At 34.6% G+C, this 14783-nt stretch carries 15 protein-coding genes; 12 read left to right on the top strand and 3 right to left on the bottom strand.

The genetic code is table 11. The annotated features are described in order from the left end of the window. Window positions 1–64 precede the first annotated feature (64 nt). The gene (locus ACAM30_RS10410) at window positions 65–1042 is read right to left on the bottom strand and encodes a pyruvate dehydrogenase complex E1 component subunit beta (protein ID WP_017498360.1); all 978 of its coding nucleotides are present in this window, start codon (window positions 1040–1042) and stop codon (window positions 65–67) included. A gap of 493 nt (window positions 1043–1535) precedes the next feature. On the opposite strand from ACAM30_RS10410, the gene ACAM30_RS10405 reads away from it, so the two are divergent. From ACAM30_RS10405 to ACAM30_RS10390, 4 genes are all read left to right on the top strand, one after another. After that, complete coding sequence (locus ACAM30_RS10405; RefSeq protein ID WP_173966556.1) at window positions 1536–2282, top strand: electron transfer flavoprotein subunit beta/FixA family protein; 747 nt, start codon at window positions 1536–1538, stop codon at window positions 2280–2282. Window positions 2283–2350: 68 nt separating this feature from the next. Then, window positions 2351–3319: an electron transfer flavoprotein subunit alpha/FixB family protein gene (locus tag ACAM30_RS10400; RefSeq protein ID WP_369618427.1), complete on the top strand. Its 969-nt coding sequence runs from the start codon at window positions 2351–2353 to the stop codon at window positions 3317–3319. A 165-nt stretch (window positions 3320–3484) separates the two neighbouring features. Then, window positions 3485–4108 carry a bifunctional nuclease family protein gene (locus ACAM30_RS10395; protein WP_202700656.1) on the top strand — a complete coding sequence of 208 codons (624 nt, stop codon included), beginning with the start codon at window positions 3485–3487 and terminating at the stop codon, window positions 4106–4108. 113 nt (window positions 4109–4221) lie between these two features. Beyond that, window positions 4222–5073 (top strand): thymidylate synthase, encoded by an 852-nt coding sequence (locus tag ACAM30_RS10390; RefSeq protein ID WP_369618426.1) that lies wholly within the window; start codon window positions 4222–4224, stop codon window positions 5071–5073. A gap of 37 nt (window positions 5074–5110) precedes the next feature. Here ACAM30_RS10390 and ACAM30_RS10385 read toward each other — a convergent pair whose 3' ends face one another. After that, the gene (locus ACAM30_RS10385) at window positions 5111–5407 is read right to left on the bottom strand and encodes an isoamylase early set domain-containing protein (RefSeq protein WP_369618425.1); all 297 of its coding nucleotides are present in this window, start codon (window positions 5405–5407) and stop codon (window positions 5111–5113) included. A 236-nt stretch (window positions 5408–5643) separates the two neighbouring features. Here ACAM30_RS10385 and ACAM30_RS10380 point away from each other — a divergent pair, with 236 nt between their 5' ends. The 4 genes from ACAM30_RS10380 to ACAM30_RS10365 all read left to right on the top strand — a co-directional run bounded on the left by ACAM30_RS10380 (window position 5644) and on the right by ACAM30_RS10365 (window position 8495). Further along, the gene (locus ACAM30_RS10380; protein ID WP_369618424.1) at window positions 5644–5988 is read left to right on the top strand and encodes a 2TM domain-containing protein; all 345 of its coding nucleotides are present in this window, start codon (window positions 5644–5646) and stop codon (window positions 5986–5988) included. Between the two features lie 11 nt (window positions 5989–5999). After that, complete coding sequence (locus tag ACAM30_RS10375) at window positions 6000–6482, top strand: dihydrofolate reductase (protein WP_369618423.1); 483 nt, start codon at window positions 6000–6002, stop codon at window positions 6480–6482. Between the two features lie 569 nt (window positions 6483–7051). After that, window positions 7052–7783 carry a bifunctional demethylmenaquinone methyltransferase/2-methoxy-6-polyprenyl-1,4-benzoquinol methylase UbiE gene (gene ubiE / locus ACAM30_RS10370; RefSeq protein ID WP_017498368.1) on the top strand — a complete coding sequence of 244 codons (732 nt, stop codon included), beginning with the start codon at window positions 7052–7054 and terminating at the stop codon, window positions 7781–7783. A 1-nt stretch (window position 7784) separates the two neighbouring features. Continuing rightward, window positions 7785–8495: a porin family protein gene (locus ACAM30_RS10365; RefSeq protein ID WP_369618422.1), complete on the top strand. Its 711-nt coding sequence runs from the start codon at window positions 7785–7787 to the stop codon at window positions 8493–8495. Between the two features lie 9 nt (window positions 8496–8504). Here the strand turns inward: ACAM30_RS10365 and ACAM30_RS10360 are convergent, their stop codons facing one another. Next, window positions 8505–9233: a TrmH family RNA methyltransferase gene (locus tag ACAM30_RS10360; protein ID WP_369618421.1), complete on the bottom strand. Its 729-nt coding sequence runs from the start codon at window positions 9231–9233 to the stop codon at window positions 8505–8507. A 37-nt stretch (window positions 9234–9270) separates the two neighbouring features. Here ACAM30_RS10360 and ACAM30_RS10355 point away from each other — a divergent pair, with 37 nt between their 5' ends. The 4 genes from ACAM30_RS10355 (at window position 9271) to ACAM30_RS10340 (ending at window position 14726) form a co-directional block, all read left to right on the top strand. Beyond that, entirely contained in the window at window positions 9271–11832 is a 2562-nt protein-coding gene (locus tag ACAM30_RS10355; protein ID WP_369618420.1) for a BamA/TamA family outer membrane protein, read from the top strand. 58 nt (window positions 11833–11890) lie between these two features. Beyond that, on the top strand, window positions 11891–12958 hold the full coding sequence (gene fbaA, locus ACAM30_RS10350) for a class II fructose-bisphosphate aldolase (RefSeq protein ID WP_369618419.1): 1068 nt from the start codon (window positions 11891–11893) through the stop codon (window positions 12956–12958). Between the two features lie 81 nt (window positions 12959–13039). Continuing rightward, window positions 13040–13894 carry an acetyl-CoA carboxylase, carboxyltransferase subunit beta gene (gene accD, locus ACAM30_RS10345; protein ID WP_070905905.1) on the top strand — a complete coding sequence of 285 codons (855 nt, stop codon included), beginning with the start codon at window positions 13040–13042 and terminating at the stop codon, window positions 13892–13894. Between the two features lie 430 nt (window positions 13895–14324). Continuing rightward, entirely contained in the window at window positions 14325–14726 is a 402-nt protein-coding gene (locus ACAM30_RS10340) for a helix-turn-helix transcriptional regulator (RefSeq protein WP_369618418.1), read from the top strand. Window positions 14727–14783 lie beyond the last annotated feature (57 nt).

The following is a 14783-nucleotide window of genomic DNA, read 5'->3' as shown; positions in this document are numbered from 1 at the left end:
CCTGCAAAAAAAAACTTCATCAATTAATATGACTGATGAAGTTTTATAAGTATCGTTTAATTTACTATTTGTACATTACTTTCTTTACTGCTTTTACTACATCACCAGCGTTTGGCAACCAATCTTTTAGTAAAACAGGAGAATATGGTGCAGGTGCATCGGCAGTCGTAATACGCTGAATTGGCGCATCTAGGAAATCGAATGCTTGTTCCTGAACGATATAAGTGATTTCAGATGAAATACTTGCAAATGGCCAAGCTTCTTCTAAAACTACTAAACGGTTTGTTTTTCTTACAGAAGCAAGAATAGTTTCTTTATCCATTGGACGAACTGTTCTTAAATCGATAATCTCACAAGAGATTCCTTCTTTAGCCAATTCATCAGCAGCAATAAAAGCTTCTTTGATAATTTTACCAAAAGAAACAATTGTAACATCTTTTCCTTCACGTTTAACATCGGCAACTCCTAATGGAATTGTGTATTCTCCGTCCGGCACCTCACCTTTGTCACCATACATTTGCTCAGATTCCATAAAAATTACCGGATCATTATCACGAATAGCAGATTTCAAAAGTCCTTTTGCATCGTAAGGAGTTGAAGGTACAACTACTTTAAGTCCCGGAGTATTAGCAAACCAGTTTTCTAAAGCTTGAGAGTGAGTTGCTCCTAATTGACCTGCAGAAGCAGTTGGTCCGCGAAAAACGATAGGCACGTTAAATTGTCCACCTGTCATTTGACGCATTTTAGCAGCATTATTTATAATTTGATCAATACCTACTAAACAGAAGTTGAAAGTCATATACTCAACAATAGGACGACAGCCATTCATTGCAGATCCTACTGCAATTCCTGTAAAACCAAGCTCAGCAATTGGAGTATCGATTACTCTTTTTTCACCAAACTCAGCAAGCATTCCTTTTGAAGCTTTATAAGCTCCGTTGTATTCTGCAACTTCTTCTCCCATTAAATATATGGATTCATCGTGACGCATTTCTTCGCTCATCGCTTCACAAATGGCCTCTCTAAATTGTATTGTTCTCATATTTATATTGTATGTTGAATTTTCTGAAGAGCAAAAATAAATATTTTAAATCACTTAAAAGCATAAATTGAATTTAAAATCACACGAACTTCCGTCTCTCCTGCGCTTTTAACTTTTTAAAATTAATTGTAATAATTACGAAATCGATGTAATTAACACTTTATCACTTAAAAACTTTTTTTCAGCTCGATTTCGCTCTTTAATCTTTAGGCTCTCCTTCGGTAAAATTCTTACTATCTAACGCAACAACCAAAATTATAGTATAAATCGACCCAAAATTTAACAGTTCAATCAACCCCTGTTTTGCAAAATCCCTAAGAATCAGGAAACATCAATGTATTATCAATATTCAATAACGATGAACGACTTTCCTTATTCCATAATCTGCGAAAACGTAATAGTTTTTAAAAAATATTATGCATGCATAGTATATTATTTCAATTTTAATTTCTAAATTTGTGGAAGCATATTATAAATATCAAAATATATACTTATGAAAATATTAGTTTGCATCAGCCACGTGCCTGATACTACTTCAAAAATTAACTTCTCCAATGGTGACTCAGAATTCGATACCAATGGTGTTCAATATGTAATTAATCCTAATGACGAGTTTGGTCTTACACGTGCAATCTGGTTTCAGGAGCAACAAGGTGCAACGGTAACCGTTGTAAATGTTGGAGGACCTGACACTGAGCCTACTTTACGTAAAGCTTTGGCAATTGGTGCAAACGAAGCAATTCGTGTAAATGCTAACCCAACTGATGGTTTTTTTGTTGCAAAACAATTGGCCGAAGTAATCAAAAATGGTGGTTATGATTTAGTAATTGCCGGAAAAGAATCTTTAGATTATAATGGCGGAATGGTTCCTGGAATGATTGCAGGAATTTTAGGTTCTAACTTTTTAAATTCTTGTACTGCTATCACTGTTGAAGGCAACAATGTAAAAGCTGTTCGTGAAATCGATGGTGGAAAAGAAACTGTAAGCACTACTTTACCTTTAATCATTGGTGGTCAAAAAGGTCTTGTTGAAGAAAAAGATCTACGTATTCCAAACATGAGAGGAATCATGACAGCAAGAACAAAAGCATTAACGATTCTTGAGCCGGTTGATGCTCCTGTAAATACAAAAGCAGTAAAATTTGAAAAACCAGCTCCTAAATCAGCAGTGAAATTAGTTTCTCCTGATAATTTAGATGAATTAATCAATTTATTACACAACGAGGCTAAAGTAATCTAGTAATCAGTATTCAGTTGCAGTTTTCATAAACTTGAAACCTGAAACTTTAAACTTCTAAACAAAAAATTATGTCAATATTAATATATGCAGAATCTGCAGAAGGAAAATTTAAAAAAGTTGCTTTCGAACTAGCTTCTTACGCTAAAAAAGTAGCCGAAACTTTAGGGACAACTGTTACCGCTTTAACCGTAAACATTAGTGATGTTAGCGAATTATCAAAATACGGAGTTGATAAAGTATTAAAAGTAAACAACGATAAATTAACTGGTTTTACTGCTAAGGCTTATGCTGATGTGATCAAGCAAGCTGCTGAAAAAGAAGCTACAAAAGTAGTTTTACTTTCTTCTACAACCGACAGTATTTACCTTTCTTCATTAGTAGCGGTAGCTTTAAACGCTGGTTTTGCTTCAAATGTAGTTGGATTACCGGTTAGCACTTCTCCTTTTCAGGTAAAAAGAAATGCTTTCTCTAACAAAGCTTTCAACATTACTGAAATCACTACAGATGTAAAAGTTCTTGGTCTTGCTAAAAACTCTTACGGAATTTTCGAAAGTGCAGGATCTGCAACTGAAGAAGATTTCAACCCAACTATTGGAGACAATGATTTTGGAGTAAAAGTAGAATCTGTAGAAAAAGTAACCGGAAAAGTTTCTATCGCCGATGCTGACATCGTAGTTTCTGGTGGACGTGGATTAAAAGGCCCTGAAAACTGGGGATTAGTTGAAGATCTTGCTGCTGTATTAGGTGCAGCGACAGCTTGTTCTAAACCGGTTTCAGACTTAGGATGGAGACCTCACAGCGAGCACGTTGGACAAACCGGAAAACCGGTTGCCACCAATTTATACATTGCAATAGGAATTTCAGGTGCTATTCAGCACATTGCAGGTATCAACTCATCAAAAGTAAAAGTTGTAATCAACAATGATCCTGAGGCTCCTTTCTTCAAAGTAGCTGATTACGGAGTAGTTGGAGATGCTTTCGAAATTGTACCACAATTAATTGAGAAATTAAAGGCTTTTAAAGCACAACATTCTTAATTTAAAAATTCTCTTTAAAAATATAGCTACCTAAAAACAAGATAATCGTATCTTTGTTTTAGGTAGCTTTTTTGTTCCATATTTTTTGATTAAAATTGCACCTTTATTTTTCAATCAAAAAAAGTATCAAAATGAGGCAATAATTGCCCTTTTTTATCCATATATATGAGTCTAGTAAAATTATCCATAAAAGGAATTTCATACAGTCAAACTCAAAATGGCGCTTATGCCTTAATTTTGAATGAGGTTGATGGCGAAAGAAAATTGCCTATCGTTATTGGTGCTTTTGAAGCACAATCGATTGCTATTGCTCTGGAAAAAGAAATTAAACCTCCGCGTCCGTTAACGCACGATTTGTTCAGAAACTTCGCTGAAAGGTTTGATATAGTCGTAAAACAGGTAATTATTCACAAGCTTGTGGATGGTGTTTTTTATTCCAGTTTAATCTGCGAAAGAGACAAAATTGAAGAAATTATCGACGCCAGAACTTCTGATGCTATTGCATTGGCTTTACGATTTAATGCTCCGATCTTTACTTACAAAAACATTCTGGACAAAGCGGGAATTTATTTAAAATCAAATACCGCAGAAACCGATCAGGGATCTCAGGAAATTGATGATGTACTTTCAAATCCCGAAACTTTTGGACGTGAAGAGGAAAGCAATCAATCCGGAGATATTTATTCAAAACACAGCTTACAGGAACTAAACGAACTTTTAGACCAGGCTGTTTCTCAGGAAGATTACGAAAAAGCAGCTAAAATTCGAGACGAAATTTCGAAAAGATAATTCTAAGACTGTAAGCCGTAAGCTTTAGGCTATAAGCTTAAAGCGCAAAACATAAAAAAACTTTAAGCATTAGGAAAAAGCCTAAAGCTTAGAGCCTAAAGCTTAAAGCAATTATGAAACAATACTTAGATTTGGTACGACACGTTTTAGACAACGGCTGCCAAAAAGGAGACAGAACAGGAACGGGAACCAAAAGTGTTTTTGGCTACCAAATGCGATTTGATTTAAGTGAAGGTTTCCCAATGGTTACTACCAAAAAACTACACCTAAAATCAATCATATATGAATTGCTTTGGTTCTTAAAAGGAGACACTAATATTAAATACCTTCAGGAAAACGGTGTAAAAATCTGGGATGCCTGGGCAGACGCTAATGGCGATTTAGGCCCCGTATACGGACATCAATGGCGCAACTGGAATAGCGAAGAAATTGATCAGATCTCTGAATTGATTACTGAGCTAAAAACAAATCCAAACAGCCGAAGAATGCTGGTCTCAGCATGGAATCCTTCAGTCTTGCCGGACACTTCGAAATCATTTGAAGAGAATGTAGCCAACAACAAAGCGGCTTTACCTCCTTGTCATGCTTTCTTTCAATTTTATGTCACAAGCCCTGATACTGAAAAAGGAGAAACAAAAGGAAAACTTTCCTGTCAACTGTACCAGCGAAGTGCCGATATATTTTTGGGAGTTCCTTTTAATATCGCATCCTACGCTTTATTAACCTTGATGATTGCACAAGTTTGCGACTTGGAACCGGGGGAATTCATTCATACTTTTGGAGACGCACACATTTACAACAATCATTTTGAGCAATTAGAACTGCAACTTACACGTGAGCCAAAACCATTACCTAAAATGGTTTTAAATCCGGAGATTAAAAACATTTTTGACTTTGATTACAACGACTTCACACTTTTAGATTACGAACCGCATGCCGGTATAAAAGGAAGTGTTGCTGTATAAAACATAAAAAATCCGCTTAAAGTTTAAGCGGATTTTTTTATACTACCAGTACGCTATTTTCGCTTCCGGCATAATCATTCCACTTATACGAATCTGCCTCAGGATCGTTTTCATACACTCCGTCGACTACGTATTTAAATTCGTAAATCGCGTCTTTCACTAAATCGTAAGTAGCTTTAAAAGTTCCATTTTTCAATTTACTTAAAGTTCCTTCTTCGGGATTCCAATTGTTAAAATCCCCAACAACTGCAGCCGAATTTGCATCTTTTGCATCTATTGTAAAGGTAACTTTACACACTGGCCTTGTTTTTACAAACTGTTTCTTCAAAGACATAACTATTTAATTTTTAGATTCATAGACTAAATTACACAAAATCATCTGAACTCCCCGCACCTCTCCAATCGTTTTGTGATTATATCAAAAACACTTTGCATTTTTTTTACTTTCCACAAATTAAACCGTGTAAAATTTTGGATTTCAAATCATTAAATCACTTTAAGAGAAATATTCTTCGATCTAAATGGGTCATTTCAAAATAAATTTTAACTTTATGACCTCATTTATATCTTATGGAAAAAGAAGTACACGAACAATACGAGTATGCCAGAAGAAGAATCAGACAAAAGAAGGTGCTTTATTTTCATTTTGTGCTTTTTATTCTAGGAAGTTTATTTTTATTTATCGCCAATAAATTCTTTGGTCTGGGAGCTACCAGTGGGCAAGATTGGTGTATTTGGGTTATAACCATCTGGCTTTTTGTCTTTATTCTGCATTTTATAAAAGTATATATCACAGACCGATTTATGAACAAAAAATGGGAAAGAGAACAAATCGATCGACTTGTTGCTTTGCAACAAAAGAGAATTAGTCAGTTAGAATCAAAAGTAAATGAAGATTCTGAAAATAAAATTTAGTTTAGAATACCATGATTATAATGATAGCGGCTGTTGCCGAAAATAACGCACTGGGAAAAAACAATGATTTAGTTTGGCATTTACCAAATGATTTTAAAAGATTTAAATCGCTCACTACCAACCATCATATTATTATGGGAAGAAAAACCTTTGAGAGCTTCCCTAAACCTTTACCAAACAGAGTACACGTTGTAATAACACGTCAGAATGATTATCAACCGGAAGGTTGTATTGTTGTTGATTCTATCGAAAAAGCAATAGCCATATGCCCTGAAAATGAAGATTCTTATATTATTGGAGGCGGTGAAATCTACAATCTTGGTTTGCCATATACCGATATTATTGAAGTGACCAAAGTACATCATACTTTTGAAGCTGACACTTTCTTTCCTAAAATCAATGAAACAGAATGGCAGCTTGTAGAGTCAGAAGAAAACTTTAAAGACGAAAAACATCTTTACGATTATACCTATGAAACTTATATTAGAAAATAAAAAACATCCTCTTTTGGAGGATGTCTTTCAAAAATAATTGGCCTTCTAAATGGACTCACTCAGGAAATAGTTCTGATAAAATAACAAATATTAAGAATAACATTTGAAATAATTAAATAACACTGTTTGTTGAGATATAATCTCAAGGGACGCCTTTAACAACAAATACCACTAAGATATTAAAGGCAAATTTCCAAAAACAAATTTAATCCTAAGAACGTATTTCACACTTTTAAAAATATAGAGTATTGACCCCAAAACAATACTTCTTTAACTTCTTTCCTGACAAACTTAAGTACAAGTGCAAAAAAAATACTCAGCTACTTTGAGCCATTTATAACGATCAATATTTTAAACTTCATCATTATTACTATGACAAAAGTGCACATAAATCCATCACTCCACAATACCCACTTTTAGTGATTTTTTTAAAGTAACCATTTTTGGTGATGCTCAAAATTTTGACATTCAACATCAATTAAACCCTTACTTTTAAAACATTTAAAGCACAAAATAAAAAACCCAATACAGTTAAGACAGATTGTACTATATTTGCGTAAATTAAAATAATGTCTGAAAAAATAACTCCATATAAAGACTCTTCTTTAGGTAAAAAAGAGCAAGTTGCCCAAATGTTTGACAACATCTCCGGTAACTATGATAATTTAAATCGTGTGATCTCATTTGGAATTGACACCAAGTGGCGAAAAAAAGTACTCAAAATTGTTTCGGATACAAAACCAAAAATCATTCTTGATATTGCAACCGGAACCGGTGACCTTGCTATATTAATGTCTCAGACCAATGCTGAAAAAATTATTGGCTTAGATATTTCAGCTGGTATGCTTGAAGTAGGAAAGAAAAAAGTTCAGGCAAAAGGATTATCCAATACTATAGATTTAGTTTTGGGGGATTCTGAAAAAATTCCTTTTGAAGACAATTATTTCGATGCCATAACGGTTGGATTTGGAGTTCGAAATTTTGAAAATCTGGAAAAAGGATTTGCAGAAATTCTAAGAGTTTTAAAACCAAATGGTGTTTTTGTTATTTTAGAAACCTCAGTTCCGGATAAAACACCATACAAACAAGGTTATAAATTTTACAGCAAAAATATCCTTCCCATTATAGGAAAACTCTTTTCTAAAGACAATTCAGCCTATGGTTATTTATCTGAATCTGCTGCAGTTTTTCCTTATGGAGAAGCTCTGAACAATATTTTAAGAAAAATTGGGTTTATAGATGTTGTAGCAATGCCTCAAACTTTTGGTGTTGCAACCATTTATTCTGCATCTAAAAAATAGTATGAAAAAAACTGTAGTCTTACTTCTATTAGTCTTATCGACGCAAGGATATTCGCAATTTGCTAAAAGCATGTTCAGCAAAGATCCTATCATTAATCTTGAAAACTGGCAAAAGCAACGCCTATATTTCGGTTATTACCTTGGATTTAACAGTTTTGACTTTAAGTTTGACTACAAATCACCAGGTCCTGATGTTCAGACCAAAAAGACTACCGGATTCAATGTTGGTGTTGTAGCTGATTTAAGATTACAGGAATACATCAATCTCCGTTTTGAACCGGGATTGTACTATACCAAACGTGACTTATATTTCCCAAATTTGCCTTTGCAAAAAGACTACCTTAGGGAAGTAAACAGTACGTATATCCACTTCCCTTTACTCTTAAAATTCTCCGCATTGCGTACCGGAAACATTCGACCTTATTTAGTTGGCGGAATGTCTTCGACACTTAACCTATCCAGCAATGCTAAATCAAAAGACGATAACTTTGAAGGGAAATTTAGAGTAAAGCAATGGACTGCCGCTTATGAGCTAGGTTTTGGAATAGACATTTTCTCTGAGTATTTTATCTTCTCTCCTTCTATTCGAGGAATGTTTGGAATTTCAGATGAGTTAATTCGTGATAATCCGGCAAAAGGACCTAGCCCCTGGACTGACAATATCGACTCTATGAAATCAAGAGCTATTTTAATAAATTTTACTTTTCATTAAAACAAATACTTAACTATTTCGTTTAAATTCACTAAGAATAATTGCTGTTGCGGTAGCTACATTTAAACTTTCTGTTTTTTGCAGCTCTCCAAATCTTGGAATGGTAAGTCGGCTTGTAACCATTTTTTCAATTTCTGATGAAATCCCATTGGCTTCATTACCCATGATAATGATTCCATCCTGAGGAAGATCGGTTTTATAGATGTTTTCGCCATCCATAAAAGTTCCAAATACAGCTAATTTTGTTTGAGCTATAAACGTTTCGAGGTCAACGTAATTAACGTTTACTCTGGTAATAGAACCCATGGTTGCCTGCACCACTTTTGGATTATAAATATCAACGGTTTCTTTTGAGCAAACAATTTGTTTGATCCCGAACCAGTCACAAAGGCGTAAAATGGTTCCTAAATTTCCGGGATCACGAATATCGTCTAAGGCCAAAATCAAACCCGAGTCGATTATTTTATTTTCGACTGGAATCTTAAAAACAGCCAAACAGGAATTAGGAGTAGACAAAGCACTTATTTTTTTAAGTTCCTGCTCATAAATTAAAGTTCGCTTTGAAGAATGAACCTCTTCAAAATCATTTAGAGTCGTGTATAAATGCTCTAGTTCAAAATTGGATTGCAACAATTCTTGAATTACTTTTACTCCCTCGGCGAAAAACAATTGATTTGCAAAACGTTGCTTTTTTTGATGTAACCCTGAGATAAGTTTTATTTGGTTTTTACTAACCATAAAATAATGTACTTTTGAATTAAATATTTAAGAACACTTGAAAAAGAATTCCACAAAAATAATAGCATTTATCCTAATAGCAATATTTATTTGCGCTTGTAATGCTGTAAAAAGAGTTCCTGATGGAAAAAACCTTCTTGTTAAAAATACCATTCTTGTAAATGGCAAGTCAACTAATGATGAAACTGCCTTCAATCAAATGTACCAAAAACCGAATGGTACCCTATTGGGATATCGTCTTCGTTTGAATTTATATAATCTTGCCAATTTAAATCCGGATTCAACCTATAAAGCTAAATTCAAAAACAATCCGGGTTTGTACGAACGCCAGTCAAAACTTTTATCTGCAAAACAAGTGGATCGCCTGGGACAATCCTTTATGTACAAAGGTATTCATGAATTTCTGAAAAGCACCGGTGAAGCTCCGGTAATTATTGATACTGCGAAAACAAAGAAAACACTCCTTCGTCTGAAATATTATTATTTCAACAGTGGTTATTTTAAAGTTGCAACAGATTATAGTATTGACAGTGTTGGAAGAAAAAAAGCCAAGATAAACTACAATATTACAACCGGACCTGCTTATACTTTAGACACTATCAAAACGAAAATAATGACTCCTGCATTAGACTCGTTATACAAAGTTAATCCTGACCCTTCGGTTTTAAAATCAGGAAAACAATACAAAACCGTAGATTTTGAAGAAGAAAAAAATCGCCTTACGACCTATTTCAGAAACCACGGAGCCTATTATTTTCAGCCTACTTACGTGACTTTTGACATTGATACTATTGGTAAAAAGGACAAAGCCAATGTAACTTTGATTGTAAATAACAATAACATTCAGGGAAGAGATTCAAGCAGAACAGAGCCCTTTAAACTGTACAAAATTAGTGATGTAAATATCTACACTGATTATTCTGCAACAAATGCAAAAAATAAAATCACAGACAGTACCACCTACAACAACTTTAATCTATACAGTTATAAAAAACTAAAATACAAACCACGGGCCATTACCGATGCGGTTTTTATCACTAAAGGAAGTACTTTTTCAGACACCAGAACTACTCTTTCTTCAAGATATCTGAACAATCTGAAGATTTTCAATTATCCGTCTATTCAGTATACCGTTGACAAACGCGACTCAACTGCTCAGTCTTTAATTGCTAATATTTACCTCACCCCAAGAAAGAAATACAGCTTTGGAGCTAGTTTTGACGTTACACATTCTAATATTCAGGATTTTGGTATTGGAGCAAGTATTTCCGAAACTATTCGTAACGTTTTTAACAGAGCCGAAACTTTAGAAATTTCTACGCGATTAAACTTAGGGTCATCCAGAGATATGGCGAACCCTAACAACAATTTCTTCAATGTTTCGGAATATGGTGTCGATTTAAAGCTGAATTTCCCAAGGATTTTACTTCCTTTTGGAACTGAAAAAATTATTCCAAAAAGAATGATTCCTTCCACCAGCGTTGCTGCAGGTTTCTCTAAACAAAGAAATATTGGACTGGACAAAGAAAATTTCACAGGAGGAATCGCTTACAACTGGTCTCCTAAACGAGGGAATACGGCAAAATTTGAGCTGCTTAATGCACAATTCGTACGAAATTTAAATCCGGACAACTATTTTAACGTTTATACATCATCTTATAGAGAATTAAACAATATTGGTAATAAATACAATAAAAATGAGAGTTATTATAACAGCCCAGAGGACACAAGACTATCCATTCCCAAAGGGACTACAGGGTTTACCAATGACGTATTATCCGGCAACACCACTCTAACTCCTTCAGATCCTGAATATAGAAATGTTGAAAGCATTGAAGAAAGAAGAGTTCGTCTAACTGAGAATGACTTTATTCTGGCCACAAGCTATACTTTTACCAAAACCACAAAAAAGGATCTTGCCGATAATACGTTCTACCAATTTAAAACCAAAATAGAATCAGCCGGTACTTTGTTGTCAGCTATTTCAAACATTGGTAGATTTCAAAAAAATGACAAAGGCAATTACGAAATTTTTAATCTGGAATATTCAGAATATATCAAAACTGAATTTGATTATATCAAACACTGGGATTTTGGAAAAGAAAAAGTACTGGCCGTAAGAACCTTTTTCGGAATTGCGGTTCCATTTGGAAATTCAAACTACATCCCGTTTTCACGAAGTTATTATGCAGGAGGTTCAAACGACAACCGCGCCTGGCAGCCCTATGCTTTGGGTCCCGGAAGCACAAATGCCGCAAATGATTTCAACGAGGCCAATATGAAAATTGCAATGAGTGCCGAGCTTCGTTTTAAAATTTTTGGCGCTGTTAAAGGAGCCATCTTTGCAGATGCCGGAAATATCTGGAATGTGCTCGATAATGTGATTGATGAGAAAGCAAAATTCTCTGGCGTAAACGATTTAGCTGAAATTGCATTGGGTACAGGATTTGGTTTACGTTACGATTTAAGCTTTTTTGTTATCCGTTTAGATATGGGCTTTAAGACCTATAACCCAGCGCATGAGAAGGGAGATCGCTGGTTTAAAGAATACAATTTTGGGCACTCGGTTTTAAATTTTGGAATAAATTATCCATTCTAATGCTAATTAATTCTTATTTTTGCAACCTAAAAACTAAAAACAACTAAAAAAAATTACAATGGCACACAATATTAAACCGGGAGTAGCTACGGGAGATCAGGTTCAGGAGATCTTTAATTATGCGAAAGAAAAAGGATTTGCATTACCTGCAGTAAATGTTACTGGTTCAAGCACAATCAATGGAGTTCTTGAAACTGCAGCAAAATTAAACGCACCGGTTATCATTCAATTTTCAAACGGAGGAGCACAGTTTAACGCTGGAAAAGGATTATCTAATGCAGGTGAAAAAGCAGCAATCGCTGGTGGAATCGCCGGAGCAAAACACATTCATACTTTGGCAGAAGCTTACGGAGCAACTGTAATTCTTCATACTGACCACTGTGCAAAAAAATTATTACCTTGGATTGATGGTTTATTAGATGCTTCTGAAAAACATTTTGCAGAAACAGGAAAACCATTATACAGTTCTCACATGATTGACTTATCTGAGGAGCCAATCGAAGAAAACATCGAAATCTGCAAAGAATATTTGGCAAGAATGAGCAAAATGGGAATGACATTAGAGATCGAGCTTGGTATTACAGGTGGTGAAGAAGATGGTGTTGACAACTCTGATGTAGACAGTTCAAAATTATATACTCAACCGGAAGAAGTTGCTTATGCTTATGAAGAATTATCTAAAATAAGCCCAAAATTTACAATTGCAGCTGCTTTTGGAAACGTTCACGGTGTTTACAAACCAGGAAACGTAAAATTAACTCCGAAAATCTTAAAAAACTCTCAGGATTTCGTTCAAAACAAATTCAACACTGGTCATAATCCGGTAGATTTTGTTTTCCACGGAGGTTCAGGTTCTACACTTGAAGAAATCAGAGAAGCAATTGGATACGGAGTAATCAAAATGAATATCGATACCGATTTACAATTTGCATACACAGAAGGAATTCGTGATTATATGATCAAAAACATCGATTATTTAAAAACACAAATTGGTAACCCTGAAGGTGCTGATGTTCCGAACAAAAAATATTATGACCCAAGAAAATGGGTACGTGAAAGCGAAGTAACGTTCAATACAAGACTTGAACAAGCTTTTGCAGACTTAAATAACGTAAATACATTATAATAAAAAGTTGAAAGTTTCAGGTTTCAGGTTTCAGGTTTCGCAACTTAAAACTTGAAACCTGAAACAAAAAAAATACTCAATATGGCTTGGTTTAAAAGACAGGAAAAAGGGATTACGACCGCTACAGAAGACAAGATGGACGTTCCGAAAGGATTGTGGTACAAATCTCCAACAGGAAAAATTATTGATGCTGACGAATTAGCCCGAAACTTATTTGTAAGCCCTGAAGATGATTTTCATGTTCGAATTGGAAGCGCAACCTATTTTGAAATTTTATTTGACAATAATGAGTTTGTTGAATTAGATAAAAACATGACTTCTAAAGATCCTCTGCATTTTGTGGATACAAAAAAATATGCAGAACGACTGAAAGACGTTATGGAAAAAACTCACCTAAAAGACGCTGTGCGTACCGGAGTGGGAAAATCTAAAGGAAAAGAACTTGTAATTTGCTGTATGGATTTCGCCTTTATTGGAGGATCTATGGGAGCTGTTGTAGGTGAAAAAATTGCCAGAGGTATTGATCACGCTATCAAAAACAAACTGCCTTTTGTAATGATTTCTAAATCTGGAGGAGCACGTATGATGGAAGCAGCTTATTCGTTAATGCAGTTGGCTAAAACATCTGTAAAATTAGCGCAATTAGCAGAAGCCAAATTACCTTACATCTCTCTTTGTACAGATCCAACAACCGGAGGAACAACTGCATCATATGCCATGCTTGGAGACATCAACATTTCTGAGCCGGGTGCATTGATTGGTTTCGCTGGTCCGCGTGTAGTTCGTGACACAACTGGTAAAGATTTACCGGAAGGTTTCCAAACTGCCGAGTTCTTATTAGAGCACGGTTTCCTTGACTTTATCACGCCAAGAAAAGAATTGAAAGACAAAATCAACTTGTATATCGATTTGATTCAAAATAACGAAATTAGATAGTTTTTAACTTCTATAAAATATTAAATCCCAAGAAAAATTATTTCTTGGGATTTTTTTATTGTGACTGACAAGATATGTCGTTCCTCCGGAACTCATAAATGCTTAATTCATCATGATCAACGGAATAAATTCCGTTGCTATAAATATTTCATTCCTACGGAATTCTTATAACTGTTCGAACTTAATCTTAACTTCAACGGAATAAATTCCGTTGCTACAAAATAGGTCATTCCTTCGGAATTTTTATTGGTGTTTGATTTTTATCTGAACTCGTTCGTACTTGTCTGAAAAATTGTATTTTTGCTCTACATACATCAATCTATTATAATAGCTTTAACCCAAACGAACTATTAAAAATGTATCTCACAATAATTGATGTGTTTTTTACCAAATGCCATTTTTATTAAAGCTTTATAAATATCTTTGAACCATGAGCACAGCAACAAAATCTAACCATATAGGACGAAAAATTAGTCGTATTCGCGAACTAAGAGACATGAAGCAGGAAGCCTTGGCTCAGGCTTTAGGAACCTCCCAGCAAACTGTATCCACAATAGAGAATAGCGAAACCATAGACGATGCAAAACTCGCAGAAGTAGCAAAAGCACTTGGCGTAAGTGTTGAGGCTATAAAAAACTTTAACGAAGAAAACATGATCAGTTATTTTAATAATTTTTATGATAATAGCACTAGCAATGGCGTAAATGGAATATTCAGCCCAAGCCATTGTTCCTTTAATCCAATAGACAAAGTAGTGGAGCTTTTTGAGCGTTTAGTTCAAGCCGAAAAAGAAAAAGTTGAATATCTGGAAAAATTATTAAAAGAAAAATAATACCCCTCTTAAAACCATTTTAATTCTAGCAGAAAATTAATCTATAAAATTAACCTA

Origin of the sequence: Flavobacterium sp. CFS9 (assembly GCF_041154745.1) — a bacterium.
Classification (GTDB): domain Bacteria; phylum Bacteroidota; class Bacteroidia; order Flavobacteriales; family Flavobacteriaceae; genus Flavobacterium.
This window is presented reverse-complemented; position numbering and strand designations above follow the sequence as displayed.

Excerpts from the sequence above, each read along its gene's own strand:
- ACAM30_RS10410 (WP_017498360.1), bottom strand. The coding sequence starts at position 1,042 with ATGAGAACAATACAATTTAGAGAGGCCATTTGTGAAGCGATGAGCGAA.
- ACAM30_RS10405 (WP_173966556.1), top strand. The coding sequence starts at position 1,536 with ATGAAAATATTAGTTTGCATCAGCCACGTGCCTGATACTACTTCAAAA.
- ACAM30_RS10400 (WP_369618427.1), top strand. The coding sequence starts at position 2,351 with ATGTCAATATTAATATATGCAGAATCTGCAGAAGGAAAATTTAAAAAA.
- ACAM30_RS10395 (WP_202700656.1), top strand. The coding sequence starts at position 3,485 with ATGAGTCTAGTAAAATTATCCATAAAAGGAATTTCATACAGTCAAACT.
- ACAM30_RS10390 (WP_369618426.1), top strand. The coding sequence starts at position 4,222 with ATGAAACAATACTTAGATTTGGTACGACACGTTTTAGACAACGGCTGC.
- ACAM30_RS10385 (WP_369618425.1), bottom strand. The coding sequence starts at position 5,407 with ATGTCTTTGAAGAAACAGTTTGTAAAAACAAGGCCAGTGTGTAAAGTT.
- ACAM30_RS10380 (WP_369618424.1), top strand. The coding sequence starts at position 5,644 with ATGGAAAAAGAAGTACACGAACAATACGAGTATGCCAGAAGAAGAATC.
- ACAM30_RS10375 (WP_369618423.1), top strand. The coding sequence starts at position 6,000 with ATGATTATAATGATAGCGGCTGTTGCCGAAAATAACGCACTGGGAAAA.
- ubiE (WP_017498368.1), top strand. The coding sequence starts at position 7,052 with ATGTCTGAAAAAATAACTCCATATAAAGACTCTTCTTTAGGTAAAAAA.
- ACAM30_RS10365 (WP_369618422.1), top strand. The coding sequence starts at position 7,785 with ATGAAAAAAACTGTAGTCTTACTTCTATTAGTCTTATCGACGCAAGGA.
- ACAM30_RS10360 (WP_369618421.1), bottom strand. The coding sequence starts at position 9,233 with ATGGTTAGTAAAAACCAAATAAAACTTATCTCAGGGTTACATCAAAAA.
- fbaA (WP_369618419.1), top strand. The coding sequence starts at position 11,891 with ATGGCACACAATATTAAACCGGGAGTAGCTACGGGAGATCAGGTTCAG.
- accD (WP_070905905.1), top strand. The coding sequence starts at position 13,040 with ATGGCTTGGTTTAAAAGACAGGAAAAAGGGATTACGACCGCTACAGAA.
- ACAM30_RS10340 (WP_369618418.1), top strand. The coding sequence starts at position 14,325 with ATGAGCACAGCAACAAAATCTAACCATATAGGACGAAAAATTAGTCGT.